At 59.7% G+C, this 13,988-nt stretch carries 15 protein-coding genes; 9 read left to right on the plus strand and 6 right to left on the minus strand.

Features of this window, described 5'->3' with window-relative positions; all coding sequences use genetic code 11:
• Positions 1-94 precede the first annotated feature (94 nt).
• Positions 95-1,465 carry an NAD-dependent succinate-semialdehyde dehydrogenase gene (locus tag KHQ23_RS04730; protein ID WP_004146105.1) on the minus strand — a complete coding sequence of 457 codons (1,371 nt, stop codon included), beginning with the start codon at positions 1,463-1,465 and terminating at the stop codon, positions 95-97.
• A 158-nt stretch (positions 1,466-1,623) separates the two neighbouring features.
• Positions 1,624-2,526 (minus strand): Rpn family recombination-promoting nuclease/putative transposase, encoded by a 903-nt coding sequence (locus KHQ23_RS04735; protein WP_004146106.1) that lies wholly within the window; start codon positions 2,524-2,526, stop codon positions 1,624-1,626.
• 215 nt (positions 2,527-2,741) lie between these two features.
• On the opposite strand from KHQ23_RS04735, the gene KHQ23_RS04740 reads away from it, so the two are divergent.
• The 8 genes from KHQ23_RS04740 (at position 2,742) to KHQ23_RS04775 (ending at position 9,389) form a co-directional block, all read left to right on the plus strand.
• Positions 2,742-3,557 (plus strand): AraC family transcriptional regulator, encoded by an 816-nt coding sequence (locus tag KHQ23_RS04740; RefSeq protein WP_032435530.1) that lies wholly within the window; start codon positions 2,742-2,744, stop codon positions 3,555-3,557.
• A 47-nt stretch (positions 3,558-3,604) separates the two neighbouring features.
• Positions 3,605-4,267, plus strand: a complete 663-nt coding sequence (locus KHQ23_RS04745) for a LysE family translocator (protein ID WP_004177543.1) — start codon at positions 3,605-3,607, stop codon at positions 4,265-4,267.
• Positions 4,260-5,552: a DUF445 domain-containing protein gene (locus KHQ23_RS04750; RefSeq protein WP_004146918.1), complete on the plus strand. Its 1,293-nt coding sequence runs from the start codon at positions 4,260-4,262 to the stop codon at positions 5,550-5,552. The genes KHQ23_RS04745 and KHQ23_RS04750 overlap by 8 nt, the downstream gene beginning before the upstream one ends.
• Positions 5,553-5,605: 53 nt before the next feature.
• Entirely contained in the window at positions 5,606-6,847 is a 1,242-nt protein-coding gene (gene mdtM, locus KHQ23_RS04755) for a multidrug efflux MFS transporter MdtM (RefSeq protein ID WP_032413332.1), read from the plus strand.
• Positions 6,848-6,872: 25 nt separating this feature from the next.
• Entirely contained in the window at positions 6,873-7,112 is a 240-nt protein-coding gene (locus tag KHQ23_RS04760; protein WP_002887416.1) for a DUF2164 domain-containing protein, read from the plus strand.
• Positions 7,113-7,209: 97 nt separating this feature from the next.
• Positions 7,210-8,361 carry a double-cubane-cluster-containing anaerobic reductase gene (locus KHQ23_RS04765; protein ID WP_002887414.1) on the plus strand — a complete coding sequence of 384 codons (1,152 nt, stop codon included), beginning with the start codon at positions 7,210-7,212 and terminating at the stop codon, positions 8,359-8,361.
• A 9-nt stretch (positions 8,362-8,370) separates the two neighbouring features.
• On the plus strand, positions 8,371-9,138 hold the full coding sequence (gene yjiL, locus KHQ23_RS04770) for a putative 2-hydroxyacyl-CoA dehydratase activator YjiL (protein WP_004178487.1): 768 nt from the start codon (positions 8,371-8,373) through the stop codon (positions 9,136-9,138).
• A complete protein-coding gene (locus KHQ23_RS04775; RefSeq protein WP_004177546.1) occupies positions 9,135-9,389 on the plus strand; it encodes a DUF3343 domain-containing protein in 255 nt (84 codons plus the stop codon). The genes yjiL and KHQ23_RS04775 overlap by 4 nt, the downstream gene beginning before the upstream one ends.
• Here the strand turns inward: KHQ23_RS04775 and KHQ23_RS04780 are convergent.
• The 4 genes from KHQ23_RS04780 to KHQ23_RS04795 all read right to left on the minus strand — a co-directional run bounded on the left by KHQ23_RS04780 (position 9,386) and on the right by KHQ23_RS04795 (position 12,307).
• The gene (locus KHQ23_RS04780; protein ID WP_002887411.1) at positions 9,386-10,450 is read right to left on the minus strand and encodes a DUF2955 domain-containing protein; all 1,065 of its coding nucleotides are present in this window, start codon (positions 10,448-10,450) and stop codon (positions 9,386-9,388) included. The genes KHQ23_RS04775 and KHQ23_RS04780 overlap by 4 nt on opposite strands.
• The gene (locus KHQ23_RS04785; protein ID WP_002887394.1) at positions 10,440-11,507 is read right to left on the minus strand and encodes an HlyD family secretion protein; all 1,068 of its coding nucleotides are present in this window, start codon (positions 11,505-11,507) and stop codon (positions 10,440-10,442) included. Before KHQ23_RS04785 ends, KHQ23_RS04780 begins: the two co-directional genes overlap by 11 nt.
• A 6-nt stretch (positions 11,508-11,513) precedes the next feature.
• On the minus strand, positions 11,514-11,978 hold the full coding sequence (locus tag KHQ23_RS04790; RefSeq protein ID WP_211776927.1) for a MarR family winged helix-turn-helix transcriptional regulator: 465 nt from the start codon (positions 11,976-11,978) through the stop codon (positions 11,514-11,516).
• A 164-nt stretch (positions 11,979-12,142) separates the two neighbouring features.
• Complete coding sequence (locus KHQ23_RS04795; protein ID WP_002887388.1) at positions 12,143-12,307, minus strand: DUF1127 domain-containing protein; 165 nt, start codon at positions 12,305-12,307, stop codon at positions 12,143-12,145.
• A 177-nt stretch (positions 12,308-12,484) separates the two neighbouring features.
• Between KHQ23_RS04795 and KHQ23_RS04800 the strand changes: the two genes are divergently transcribed.
• Positions 12,485-13,897, plus strand: coding sequence for a PLP-dependent aminotransferase family protein (locus KHQ23_RS04800; RefSeq protein ID WP_032422057.1), 1,413 nt, complete (start codon positions 12,485-12,487; stop codon positions 13,895-13,897).
• Positions 13,898-13,988: the final 91 nt, after the last annotated feature.

A 13,988-nucleotide genomic window follows, 5' to 3' on the forward strand; every position in this document is an offset into this window, starting at 1 on the left:
TGGTTAACGCCCCGCGATAAAGTTAAGGTGCGCTGAGCATTAGCCATAAAAAAACCTGCCGAATGGCAGGTTTTTTTATGGCCGGGTCATAGGCTTAGCGGCGCACCACCACCAGCTTCTGGTTCACAAACTCTTTGATGCCGAGATCGGAGAGCTCCCGTCCGTAACCGGAACGCTTCACGCCGCCAAACGGCAGCTCCGGCGCGGTATCGGTGAGCCAGTTGATATAAACCATTCCGGTTTCAATGGCGGAGGCCATCCGTTTGGCGCGTTCGATATCCTGACTGAACACCGCGCCGCCCAGACCATAGTGGGAATCATTGGCCAGCTGGATTGCCTCCTCATCGTTTTTCACCACGTAGATCTGCGCCACCGGGCCAAAGAACTCTTCGAAGTACGCCGGATTATCACGGGTGATACCGGTCAAAATGGTGGGTTCAAAGAAATTGCCTTCTCGAGCCACCGCTTTGCCGCCCAGATGCAGCTTAGCGCCATTTTTCACCGCCTCGTCCACCTGTTTGCTTAGGGTATCCAGCGCATCTTTGGAAGAGAGCGGCCCCAGCGTGGTGCTTTCATCCAGCGGATCGCCGATTTTCACCTGGCGAAACGCCTCGCTAAATTTTGTCAGGAACGCATCCGCGATATTTTCGTGCAGGATAAAGCGCTTGGCAGCGGTACACACCTGGCCGGCGTTGTTCAGCCGCGCCTGGACGCCGATTTTCACCGCGCGCTCCAGGTCGGCATCGTCCAGCACGACAAACACATCATTGCCGCCCAGTTCCAGCGTTGATTTCTTAATATGCTTCGCCGCCTGCGCCGCCACCACGCTGCCGGCTTTCTCCGACCCGGTGAGCGCCGCGCCCTGCACGCGATCGTCGGCGATAATCTTCGCCACCTGATCCTGGGAGATAAACAGGTTGGTCCACGCCCCCTCCGGAGCGCCGGCCTCACGCACCAGATGGGCAAAGGTCTCCGCGCAGTGCGGCACAATGCTGGCGTGTTTGGCGATAACCGGGTTACCGGCCGCCAGGTTTGGCGCCAGGACGCGCATCAGCTGGTAATAGGGGAAGTTCCACGGCTCCACCGCCAGTAAGACGCCAATGGGATGGTGCTCAACCCAGGCTTCACCCAGTTCGGAGGGATACTTCACCGGCGCCAGGAACGATTTGGCGTTATCGGCGTAATAGCGGGCGATCTGCGCGCAAAGTTTCACTTCGCCGCGGCTCTGCTTAATGAGTTTCCCCATCTCCTGGCTAGCGATTTTTGCCAGCTCCTCCGCCCGGCTATCAATCAGATCAGCCAGCTTATGCAGTACCGCCAAGCGCGGTTCAATATCGCCTTTTGCCCAGGCAGAATGGTAGAGCGCATCCGCTTGCTGCAGCGCTGCCTCCACGTCCGCATCGCTGTGCGCCGGGTACGTTTTAATAAGCTGATTGTTCGCAGGATTCACCGTCTGATAGGCCATATCGCATGTCTCCTTGTTATCGCTACTAAGGCAGTCAAAAATGCCGTTAAGGATATTAAGGGTAGTCGAGATGGCTGGCGATGCGGGTAAAGTTAGGTATATCCGGAATATTCCCTAACGAGGCTAACCGGGGCGACCGTCAGGCCGCCCCGGCGTTATCAATGCGCCAGCGCGGCGATCTCGTCGGCGGCCAGGCCGGTGATTTTCACCACCGTCTCGCGGGCAATGCCGTCGGCCAGCATCCTCTGGGCAATGCGCAGCGCCTCGGCATGCTGTCCTTCACGCTTGCCTTTTCTGCGGCCCACTTCCTGTAATCTTTCAGCAATAGTCATCAATCTCTCCCTGTGCTGAGGAACCCGTTGCGCCACTTCGTGGATAAACCGGCCAAAGCGGCGCGCGTTGCCAGTCTGCAGCAGATAATTAAACAGCGTTTTTAGCTGTCTGTCATTAGCGTCCCCGCTAAGTAAAATCGTCGTCAGTTGCTCAACAATGCCCATTAAATCGCGCTGGCGAATATGCTTCTGTATCAGCTCGAGTAATGCCACGCGCCGGTGGCGAACGATCTCATCGTCGGGGATCACCGTGACATCCACCAGCGGAAAGGGCGAGATATAAAGCTCACTCGCCAGCTGTGGATCGGCAAAACAGTCCAGCCAGTTGAGTGACCACGGGTATGGCGTGGTCGCTCCGTGATAGAAGAGCATCGGCACCACCAGCGGCAGTTTTGTATGACCGCCATCAAGATGGCGCTGCATCGCGGCGATGGCGTAGCGCATCAGGCGGAAGGCCATCTGCGCATCCGGCGAGCTCTGATGTTCGATAACCACATAAATGTAGCCCTCGCCAGACGCGGTTTTGAGTGACCACAGCACATCGGAGTACCAGGCCCGCAGGCTCTCCTCGATAAAGCTTGCCGATTCCAGCTGTAAGGTATCGAGGTCGCAGCGCTGACGCAGCGCAGGCGGTAGATGGATCGCCAGAAAATCGCGCGCGGTGTCGGCCTGAGTGAGGAACTGTTTAAACACCGCATCATGCGGCGTCGAGGTGGTGCCCTTTGCCATCGGCTCATCCCTGCCTGCTTATCCTGCAGGGACTCTACATCCCATGAATGTCTCTGGCACCCCGGAAACCGGGATTTTACATTCCGCTACGAAAACATATTTCCCCGGACTGCAAGCGTGACATCCTTTTTCGACGCGGTACGCAAATCCAGGCGGGCGACAGCCTCGGCGCAGCATGCTATAAACGGCTTATCCCCGCAGCAAAGGCCAAAGCAGTGAACCATACCCGAGATATTCCCCAAACCTTCTGGCGAGACGATCGTCTGCCGTGGCTGGAGCTGCGCAGCACCTGGCGCAGCCGCCAGGCCTATAAGCGCCACAGCCACCCCCAGCTTTCCGTAGGGGCGATTATCGAGGGGGAAACGCGCTGCCTGTGCGCTGGCCAGGAGTACCTGCTGCAACCCGGGGATCTGATCGTGATCCCGCCGCGCGCGCCGCATAGCTGTAATCCGCTGCATGGCAGGCCGCGCAGCTATCACATGCTTTACCTGGACGCGACATGGTGCCACGCGCAGCGCCCGGATATTCCCCCTGGCGCCAGTATCGCCTCGCCGCAGCCGCTGCTGCGCGACAGCCCTCTCTTTGCCAGTTTCCAGCAGGTTGTCGCCCTGATGAGCCGCGGGAGCCTTGAACAACTGCCCGCCCGGCTGGCGCAACTCCTGCACGCGCTGCCGCTGTGCGCCGCCGCGCCGCAGGCGCCACATCACGCCAGCGCCCTGCTGTTTCAGTGCCTGGCGATGGATCTGCCGGCGTCGCCGTCGCTGGATAAGCTGGCCCACGACAGCGCGCTTCGTAAAGAGACCGTTATCCGCGCCGTGAAACAAGATACCGGCCTGACGCCTGCCAGTTTGATCAACATGGCGCGCATCGAATATGCGAAAACGCGCTTACGCGCCGGGGATCCTATCGCCGACGTTGGCTATCAGGCTGGCTTTGCCGATCAGAGCCATTTCCATAAAACCTTTGTCAGCTATACCGCCGCCACGCCGCGGCAGTATGCGCAAAGCAGATCAATATCTGACAATAAGTAATACGCCACCTGGCGTAGGGTGGCCTCTGCACCATTATCGAGGCCACTATGCATACCTTATCGACGCTCTTTCCCGCCGCCTTCCCGGCGTTAGCCCTGTCCCACTTTGTCGCTCTGCTCAGTCCGGGCCCTGATTTTTTTCTGCTGGTCGGCTACGCCGTGCGCTACCGGATCCGCGGCAGCATCGGATTGTGTCTCGGCATCGCCGCAGGCAATGCGCTGTATATTGTGCTCGCCATCGTCGGCTGGGGGCTTCTGCGCCAGGCGCCGCTGCTTTTTTTGCTCATCGAGCTGCTGGGCGCGGGCTATTTATTGTGGATTGGCAGCCTGCTGATACGCAGCCGTCCCGCGACGCTGGCGATGGAGAGCGTTCGCGCAGCGCGTCCGGGGTTCGGCAGGCAGCTGCTGCTGGGGCTGGGGTCATCGCTGCTCAACCCCAAAAACGCCCTGTTTTATCTGGCGCTGATGACTTCCCTGCTCGGGCCGGCTGTGACCCTGCTTCAGCAAACGGTGAGCGGGCTGTGGATGGTCAGCGTGGTGTTCTTCTGGGATTTACTGCTGGTGAGCGCGATTGCGCTGCCGCAGATACAGCGCCGCCTGGGCGCCATCGTCTGGCGAGTCGAGCGGGCGGCGGGGGCGATCCTGATGCTCTTCGGCCTGGGGATTATCTGGCGATTTTTGCACGACCTCGCCGTCAGGCTATATGCTTAAGCATATGGAAAAACTCGCTGAACTGAAACGCGCCAAACTGCTGGCGCTGTCGCTGCTGCTGATTGCAGCCGCCATTTTTATCACTACCCTCGCGCTACCACCGTCGCCCTGGGTCGGTGCGCTAAAAGCTATTTCCGAAGCGGCGATGGTCGGGGCGCTGGCCGACTGGTTTGCGGTCGTGGCTCTGTTTCGCCGTATTCCGCTGCCCTTTGTCGCCCGCCATACGGCGATTATTCCGCGCAATAAAGACCGCATCGCCGACAACCTCGGCCGCTTTGTCGAGGAAAAGTTCCTTGATACCCCGTCGCTGGTCGCGCTGATCCGCCGCTATCAGCCAGCCCTGATGCTCGGCAACTGGTTCAGCCAGCCGGAGAACGCCCGACGGGTCGGCCAGCACCTGCTGCAGGTGATGAGCGGTTTTCTCGAACTGACCGATGACGCGCGCATTCAACGTCTGCTGCGACGCGCGGTGCATAAGGCTATCGATAAGGTCGACCTGACGCAGACCAGCGCCATGATGCTGGAGGGACTGACCCGCGACAATCGCCATCAAAAGCTGCTCGATTCGCTGATAAACCAACTGATTGCCCTGCTGCAGCGCGACAGCTCCCGCGCCTTTATCGCCCGCGGCATCGTACACTGGCTGGAGACCGAACACCCGCTGAAGGCCAAACTCCTACCCACCGAGTGGCTCGGCGAGCACAGCGCTGAGATGGTCACCGACGCGGTGAATACCCTGCTGGACGAGGTGACTCACGACCGTACGCATCAGATCCGTCAGACTTTTGACCGCGCCGTGCAAAAGCTTATCGATAACCTGAAATCCGACCCGGATATGGCGCAGAAGGCCGATAACATCAAAGCCTGGCTAAAAAATGATGAGACCTTTAACCACTATCTTGGCGAAGTATGGGGCGACCTGCGCGGCTGGGTAAAAAACGATATCAGCAGCGACGACTCACGTATTAAGCAGCGCATCGCCGAGGCGGGGCAGTGGTTCGGTGAAACCTTACTCCGCGACGACGCGCTGCGCGAATCGCTTAACGAACACCTGGAGCAGGCGGCGCACCGGGTGGCGCCGGAGTTCGCCGCCTTCCTCACCCGCCATATCAGCGACACAGTGAAGAGCTGGGACGCCCGCGATATGTCGCGGCAGATCGAGCTCAATATCGGTAAAGATCTGCAGTTCATCCGCATCAACGGTACCCTGGTGGGGGGAACCATCGGCCTGTTGTTGTGGCTGCTCTCGCAGATCCCCTCGCTGCTGCATCTGCATATTGGTTAGCAATGATACTATCCGAACAATAGCGCTGATAAATATTCCACAGGGAGGGCGAGATGATGCACAGGATTTCCCACTGGCTGAGCCGACACGCCGCCGCGCTGTTCTTCCCGGCGGCGTTAATTCTGTATGATTTTTCCGCTTATCTCACTACCGATCTGATCCAGCCGGGGATCCTGCACGTGGTGCGGGATTTCAATGCTGATGTGGCGCTGGCTCCGGCCTCGGTGAGCCTGTATATGGCCGGCGGCATGGCGCTACAGTGGCTGCTGGGGCCGCTCTCTGACCGGATAGGACGGCGTCCGGTGCTGCTCACCGGCGCGCTGATTTTTACCCTCGCATGCCTGGCGACCCTGTTCACCACCTCCATGACGCAGTTCCTGATTGCCCGCTTCGTGCAGGGCACCAGCATCTGCTTTATCGCCACCGTCGGCTACGTCACCGTACAGGAGGCCTTTGAGGAAAAAAGATCGATCAGACTGATGGCGGTGATCACCTCCGTCGTGCTGGTGGCGCCGATCGTCGGTCCGCTCTCCGGCGCGGCGCTGATGCATTTCATTCACTGGAAAGCGCTGTTCGGCATTATCGCCGCCATGGGATTGGTGGCCTGGCTCGGCCTGCTGTTGACCATGCCGGAGACGGTGCGCCGCGGCGATGTGCCGTTCAGCCCCGTGGGCGTGCTGCGCGATTTTCGCAACGTCTTTCGCAACCGCATCTTTTTACTCGGCGCCGCCACGCTGTCGCTGAGCTATATTCCGCTGATGAGCTGGGTGGCGGTATCGCCGGTGATTTTAATGGACGCCGGCGGACTGACCACCAGCGAGTTCGCCTGGAGCCAGGTGCCGGTCTTCAGCGCCGTTATCATCGCCAATCTGTCGGTGGCGCGCTGGGTAAAAGACCCCACCCGCCCGCGCTTTGTCCTCAGCGCGGTGCCGGTACAGATGCTCGGCCTGGCCATCCTGATCGTTGGCAATCTGGTATGGCCCCACGTCTGGCTGTGGTCGGTGGTCGGCACCTGCTTCTACGCCTTCGGCATCGGGCTGATTTTCCCGACGCTGTTTCGCTTTACCCTCTTTTCCAACGACCTGCCGAAAGGCACGGTCTCCGCCTCGCTGAATATCGTGATCCTCAGCGTCAGCGCGTTATCAATTGAAGGCGCGCGCTGGCTGTGGTTCCATGGCGGCAGACTCCCCTTCCACCTGTTGGCGGTGGCCGCCGGGATTGTCGCCGCCTGCTGCCTGGCCGGACTGTTACGCCACCAGCGCGGACAAGCGGTGATCGAAGCCCGGCAGTCGTGAGCCCTTTTACGGAGAAAGCCCCATCATGAATGACATTGAACTCAGCCAGGCGCAGCGCGACCTGCTGCGCGACAGGCTCAGCAAGTACTGCGCAGAGACCTTCGACCTCGAACTGGAGCAGTTTGACGCCGAATTTTTCGTCGACTTTATCGCCAAAGAGCTGGGGCCGCTGTTTTACAACGCCGGTATCGAAGAGGCCATCCGCACCCATCAGGCATGGAGCGAGCGTATCCAGGAAGAGATGGATTTGAAAAAGGTCTATTAACACCGCGTACAGACGCAGGAGATCAATAAAACCCTGCATACACCATGGCTATAATGGCGACTCTTTCAGCATCTCCCGTGTACGGGGAAGGAAAACCATGTCGCTTATCACCGATCTACCCGCCATTTTTGACCAGTTCTCAGAAGCTCGCCAGAAGGGCTTTCTCACCGTCATGGATCTTAAAGAGCAGAACGTACCGCTGGTGGGCACTTACTGCACCTTTATGCCCCAGGAGATCGCCATGGCGGCGGGCGCCGTTGTCGTCTCGCTGTGCTCAACCTCCGATGAAACCATCGAGGAAGCGGAAAAAGATCTCCCGCGCAACCTCTGCCCGCTTATCAAAAGCAGCTACGGCTTCGGCAAAACCGATAAATGTCCCTACTTCTATTTCTCTGACCTGGTGGTTGGGGAAACCACCTGCGACGGCAAAAAGAAAATGTATGAGTACATGGCCGAGTTCAAGGCGGTCCACGTCATGCAGTTGCCGAACAGCGCCAGCGATGCCGCCTCGCGCGCACTGTGGAAAACGGAGATCCTGCGCCTGCAGCAGGTGATTGAGGCCCGGTTTGGCACGCCGATTAGCGAGGCGGCACTGCGCGAAGCCATCGTGTTGAAAAATCGCGAGCGCCGGGCGCTGGCCCACTTTTATCGTCTCGGGCAGCTCAATCCGCCGGCGCTCAGCGGCGGCGACATCCTGAAAGTGGTGTACGGCGCCACTTTTCGTTTCGACAAAACCGCCCTGATTGATGAACTGCATGCCATGGCGGAGCGCATCCATCAGGAGTGGCAGCAGGGTAAACGGCTGGAACCTCGTCCGCGGATCCTGATCACCGGCTGCCCGATCGGCGGCGCGGCGGAAAAAGTGGTCCGCGCCATCGAGGAAAACGGCGGCTGGGTGGTCGGCTATGAGAACTGCACCGGCGCGAAAGCGACCGAGCGCTGCGTGGCGGAAGAGGGTGACGTCTACGACGCCTTAACCGATAAATATCTCGCCATCGGCTGCTCCTGTATCTCCCCCAACGACCAGCGTCTGCAGCTGCTGAGCCAGATGGTGGAGGAGTATCAGGCCGACGGGGTGATCGACGTCATTTTGCAGGCCTGCCATACCTATGCCGTGGAATCGCTGGCGATTAAACGCCATCTGCGCCAACAGCACGATCTTCCTTACATGGCGATTGAAACCGACTATTCGACAGCGGACCTCGGCCAGCTCAGCACCCGCGTCGCCGCCTTTATCGAAATGCTTTAAGGAGCTGGCGTGAACTATACGGTTGGCATTGATTCCGGCTCCACCGCCACAAAAGGCATCCTGTTGGCGGACGGCGTCATCGTGCGCCGCTTCCTCTGCCCCACCCCCTTTCGCCCCGCCGACGCCATCCACGAGGCCTGGGAGACACTGCGCGCTGGCCTCATGGAGACGCCTTTTTTAACCCTCACCGGCTATGGCCGCCAGCTGGTGGATTTCGCCGATAAGCAGGTGACGGAGATCTCTTGTCACGGCCTCGGCGCCCGCCTGCTGGCGCCGGACACCCGCACGGTGATTGATATCGGCGGCCAGGACAGCAAAGTCATCCAGCTGGACGCCGGGGGCAACCTCAGCGACTTCCTGATGAATGACAAATGCGCCGCCGGCACCGGCCGCTTTCTGGAAGTAATTTCACGCACCCTCGGCGCCAGCGTCGAACAACTGGACGCCATTACCGACGGCGTGGAACCGCACGCCATTACCAGTATGTGCACGGTGTTTGCCGAATCGGAGGTCATTAGCCTGCGGTCGGCCGGTGTCGCGCCGGAGGCGATTCTGGCCGGGGTGATTAACGCCATGGCCCGGCGCAGCGCGAACTTTATTGGCCGCTTATCGGCGCAGGGGCCGCTGCTGTTTACCGGCGGCGTCAGCCACTGCGCCGCCTTTGCCCGGATGCTGGAAAGCCATGTCGGCATGGCGGTGACAACCCATCCCGACGCCCAGTTTGCCGGGGCGATCGGCGCGGCGCTGATCGGCCAGCGCCAGCGGAGGCGCGGATGACAACGTTTCTGTTTTTATTTCACTCCACGGTGGGGGTGGTGCGGATGCGCAAAGCCCTGCAGGCGGCGGGAGTGGCCTTCGAGGTCAAAGATATACCCCGCCAGCTGCGCAGCGGCTGCGGGCTGTGCATCCTGCTGGAGGGGACGGAAGCCGATGCGCGAGGCTGGATCGTCCCGGAACAGACGGCGGCGCTGTATCAGCAGAACGGGGAAGCATGGCGCTGTCTCGCCACCTTCCCACCTGCAGGTTAATCGCTCACCACAAAACGCGTCGCCGCGAAACAGTTCAGCAGGCGGTGCATGAGAAAAACCAGGGTCAGCGTCACCACCAGCGAGACCGTCACCGAGGTGATGCGGTACAGATCGCTGAACACCAGATCCTGATACGGATGCAAATTCTGGCCGAACATAATGCCGATGGTAGTGATGCTGGCGAAGCCCACCCCGGCGCCCACTTTCTCCATCACGTGGAGGCGGGCGCTGAAGGCCAGCCCGAGACCAATCAGCGGCATCATCAGGATCATGTGGTTGCTGAAATCATAGATAATCAGCTGCACCACCAGTATATAGAGACAGGCCAGCACCACCCCGACGACGCGCCAGATCGAGCTGATCACCGCCCCACGATAGTGCATCGGGAACAGGATCAGGATCCCGGCCATCAGCGCCGACAGCGAGTCGCTGAGATCGCAGATCTGAAACACCACAAAGATGATCGTCGCTACCGTACCGGAGAGCAGCGACTCATGACGGATGCGGGCGGCGTCTTTCTCAATCCGCGGCGGCGGCTTGCGCGGTTCGACGTCCGGGATCAGGTAATGCAGCAGCGCGCTCAGCGCCACGGCCATCACGCAGGCTTCCATATTGGAGAACATCAGGGTGTGCCAGTTGCTGGTGGGATAGCTCATAAAGTTGAGCATCGTGCTCTGGCACACCACCCCCATCGATCCCAACAGGAACAGCGGTCCCTGGCTCATAAAGCGGAAACGCATCACGTACAGGGCAAACACCACCAGGGTCATGATCACCGGCCACTGCGACAAATAGCCGACAATTAGCACCATTTCGACACAGTTTACCGCCGCGCTAAATATAAACTGGCGGGCGACGTGCAGGTTGAACATCGGTACCAGCGACATCAGCATCAGCGGATAAACGACGAAAAATACGCCGTACTGTACGTCGTAGAAGGTGGAGATGCTGAGCGCAATGGTCCCGGCCACGGCGATACGCACCGTCTGGCGAAAATCATTCGCCGTGTAGACGATATTGCCGTGCGGGGTAAAGACATGCGCCAGGGTATTAATAGACATAGTGCAACCAGCTCACCAGGTGGATCTGCAGGCCGGCGAAGGTGCGGGCGAAAGGTCCCTCGCTATTGTACAGCTGCACCGTAGCGCGGGCGCCGGTCGGCAGCGGTTTGTCCAGTGGCTGATCCAGCGCGACGTGAATGCGCATCCGCTGGGCGTCGCGCACCCAGCGGGTGGACTGCTCCGGCTGCGACAGCTGGCCGTTCACCGCCTCCTGTCCCGCCAGAATCCCGGCGTCGCTGCTGGTCACGTGCGCCGGGAAGACTTGACCCGGCAGGGCGTCAAAGACCACCGCCGCATCGGTATTCACCGCGGTGTGGCGCAGGCTTTTTTCGCGGAAGTCGGCGACGATGTCAGTGTTGTTGTTAACCAGCGCCAGCACAGCCGTCGCCGCGGTGGCGTAGATCCCCGGGTTCAGCTGCAGGTTGCTGACCATGCCGTCAGTTTCCGCACGCACTTTGGTCCAGGCCAGGTTCAGCTGCGCCTCCTCCAGCGCGTTGCGGTATTTCTGCAGGGTGACGTTGCGCTTATCGTCGCGCTCGCCGCGCTGGATCAGCAGGTTCTGGATCTGCGCGTTCAGCGCCGAGACCGACTGCTCGCTGGTCTGCCAGGTGGTCCGCACCTTATCGAGGTCGGACTGCGAGACGTTCTGCATCGTACTCAAGCGCTGGTAGCGATCGAGCGTGACCTTATCGTTACGCGCGGTGTACTGCGCGGTGCGCAGGTTGGCGCGGGCGGCGGCGATTTGCGCGTCCAGCTGCTGGTTGCTCAGTTTCGCCTGCTCGAGGGCGATCTGCGCCGCTTCAACTTTATTAATGAATGGCGTTGGGTCGAGCTCATACAGCAGGTCGCCCTTTTTCACCTGGCTGTTGTTGTGCACGTAGACGTGCGAGACATAGCCGGAGACCCGCGACGAAACCGGGGTCACCACGCGCATGACGGTGGAGTCCGGCGTCAGCGGGATCCAGATATCGGCAACGATAAACCAGGCGAATATTCCCAGAAAAGCGGCAATACTCACCCGTACCCAGCGGGCAAATTTTTGTTCAGGCGTCATCATAGTGTGTTAGATCTTGTTATCTTCTTCGCGGATATTCCGCAAACGGCAGGCGATTTGATTTAACGTGGCGCTGAAGGTGGCGAGATCGGCCTCCGGGATGGTCTGGGTTACGCGCTCCTGATAGGTCTCGATCACGCAGCTCACTTTTTCCAGAATAGCCCGCCCCTCAGCGGTCAGCGTCAGCAGGCGAATGCGTTTGTCATATGGCGATGTGGAACGCACCAGATAGCCCTGCTTTTCCAGTAATGAGAGGGTGCGCATTAGCGGCGGCAGTTCAATGCCCTGCACCTCCGCCAGTTCGCTGACCGAGACGTTGTCTCCCAGCTGATGCAGTTGCATCAGCACCGTCCAGCTGGACTGGGTGAGTCCGGTATCGGTGATAGCGGAGTCAATAATGGCGCGCCACTGGCGCACCACCATAGCCATCCGCATCCCCAGCGGGCGGCGGGCAAACAGTTCGTCTTCAGTCACGGGTCTTCCTCTCATTATTGAGAAGAAAATAATACTTATCAGGGTAAGTATCAAGAAACGGAAGCTCGTGCCGCATCAATTGATAAATTTCGTGAATGTATCCCGGCGGCACTTTGCGCTCACCGGGATAATGAAGAAGGTTTGCCTGTAAAAAACCGCACGTTTTAATTGATCTGGTCCCGACGCAGGCCGATATCTTTCAGCTGTTCGTCGCTCATTTGCTGCAAAACTCTGCGCGTTTGCTCCTGAAGCCACCATTTTTTGATAAACCGCACCAGCAGTACGAAACCGATAAATGGCTGTCTTGCCCTGTTCTCGTGAAATTCCATCCTCTACCTCCTCACCTTGCCAGAGGCTTTATCTTCACGGATTTGGGGGTAAGGAATACAGATTCACAAAACGCTTTTCTTTAACATACAGATTAGCTAAAACGTACACCAGAGCCCAATTTTTACGCCCATCTGTACTGGTTATTCCATCTGTATGGCGGCAATTAAGGATACAGCATGACCCGCTACCAACATCTCGCTACGCTGCTGGCCGAACGCATCGAACAGGGCCTGTATCGCCATGGCGAAAAGCTGCCATCGGTGCGCAGCCTGAGCCAGGAGCACGGCGTCAGCATCAGCACCGTCCAGCAGGCCTATCAGCTGCTTGAGCAGCAGCAAATGATTGTGCCGCAGCCGCGATCGGGCTATTTCGTCGCCCCGCGCAAAGCCCAGCCGCCGGTGCCGCCGATGTCGCGTCCGGTCCAGCGCCCGGTGGAGATAACCCAGTGGGATCAGGTGCTGACCATGCTTGACGCCCGCTACGATAAATCGATCATCCCCTTCGGCGGCGGCTCGCCGGACGTGACGCAGCCAAGCCTGAAGCCCATCTGGCGTGAACTGAGCCGGGCTATCCAGCACAACCTCACTGAGGTGTTGAACTATGACGAACTGGCCGGGCGTCGCGAGCTACGGGAGCAGATCGCCCGCCTGATGCTCGACGGCGGATCGGTGGTAACTGCCGACGATCTGGTGCTCACCAGCGGCTGCCACAGCGCGCTGTCGCTGGCCCTGCTGTCGGTGTGCCAGCCAGGGGACATCATCGCCGTGGAATCCCCCTGCTACTACGGCACCATGCAGATGCTGCGCGGGCTGGGATTAAAGACGATTGAGATCCCCACCGATCCGGAAACCGGGATCAGCATCGAGGCCCTGGAGCTGGCGCTGGATCAGTGGCCGATCAAAGGGGTGATCCTCGTGCCAAACTGCAATAACCCGCTGGGCTTTATCATGCCGGACGCCCGCAAGCGCGCGGTGCTGAACCTTGCCCAACGCTACGATATCGTTATTTTCGAGGATGATATTTACGGCGAGCTGGCCACCGAATACCCGCGCCCGCGCACGATCCACTCCTGGGATATCGACGGCCGGGTGATGCTCTGCAGCTCCTTTACCAAAACCATCGCCCCCGGGCTGCGTATCGGCTGGACCGCCCCCGGGCGCTACTACGACAAGCTGCTACAGATGAAGTACGCCGCCAGCGGGACCAACGTCCCTTCCACTCAGCTGGCGGCCTGCAATTTTATTCGCGAAGGCCACTACCACCGCCACGTGCGGCGGATGCGGCAGATCTATCAGCGCAATATCGAGATCTACACCTGCTGGCTGCGGGAATTTTTCCCCTGCGGGATCTGCGTCACCCGGCCGAAGGGCGGTTTTATGCTGTGGGTTGAGCTCCCGGAGCAGGTAGATATGGTCTGCGTCGCCAAGCAGCTGTGCCGGCTGAAGATCCAGGTCGCGCCGGGCTCGCTGTTTTCGGCAGCGGGCAAGTATCGCAACTGCGTCAGGATCAACTGCGCCCTGCCGCCGACCGAGAAACATAAAGCGGTGATGGTGAAGCTGGGAGAAGCGGTGAAGGTGGCGATGGAGTGAATTTAACCTGTTCTCCCCGGTGGCGCTGCGCTTACCGGGGCTACGGGGCCAGTAGCCCGGAAAAGGCGCGGCAAGCGCCGCCTCCGGGGAA

Origin of the sequence: Klebsiella sp. 64 (genome assembly GCF_018223915.1) — a bacterium.
In the GTDB taxonomy this organism is placed as follows: Bacteria; Pseudomonadota; Gammaproteobacteria; order Enterobacterales; family Enterobacteriaceae; genus Klebsiella; species Klebsiella pneumoniae.

Excerpts from the sequence above, each read along its gene's own strand:
- KHQ23_RS04765 (WP_002887414.1), top strand. The coding sequence starts at position 7,210 with ATGTCGCTTATCACCGATCTACCCGCCATTTTTGACCAGTTCTCAGAA.
- KHQ23_RS04780 (WP_002887411.1), bottom strand. The coding sequence starts at position 10,450 with ATGTCTATTAATACCCTGGCGCATGTCTTTACCCCGCACGGCAATATC.
- KHQ23_RS04745 (WP_004177543.1), top strand. The coding sequence starts at position 3,605 with ATGCATACCTTATCGACGCTCTTTCCCGCCGCCTTCCCGGCGTTAGCC.
- KHQ23_RS04735 (WP_004146106.1), bottom strand. The coding sequence starts at position 2,526 with ATGGCAAAGGGCACCACCTCGACGCCGCATGATGCGGTGTTTAAACAG.
- KHQ23_RS04795 (WP_002887388.1), bottom strand. The coding sequence starts at position 12,307 with ATGGAATTTCACGAGAACAGGGCAAGACAGCCATTTATCGGTTTCGTA.
- KHQ23_RS04775 (WP_004177546.1), top strand. The coding sequence starts at position 9,135 with ATGACAACGTTTCTGTTTTTATTTCACTCCACGGTGGGGGTGGTGCGG.
- KHQ23_RS04730 (WP_004146105.1), bottom strand. The coding sequence starts at position 1,465 with ATGGCCTATCAGACGGTGAATCCTGCGAACAATCAGCTTATTAAAACG.
- KHQ23_RS04750 (WP_004146918.1), top strand. The coding sequence starts at position 4,260 with ATGCTTAAGCATATGGAAAAACTCGCTGAACTGAAACGCGCCAAACTG.
- KHQ23_RS04785 (WP_002887394.1), bottom strand. The coding sequence starts at position 11,507 with ATGATGACGCCTGAACAAAAATTTGCCCGCTGGGTACGGGTGAGTATT.
- mdtM (WP_032413332.1), top strand. The coding sequence starts at position 5,606 with ATGATGCACAGGATTTCCCACTGGCTGAGCCGACACGCCGCCGCGCTG.
- KHQ23_RS04760 (WP_002887416.1), top strand. The coding sequence starts at position 6,873 with ATGAATGACATTGAACTCAGCCAGGCGCAGCGCGACCTGCTGCGCGAC.
- KHQ23_RS04800 (WP_032422057.1), top strand. The coding sequence starts at position 12,485 with ATGACCCGCTACCAACATCTCGCTACGCTGCTGGCCGAACGCATCGAA.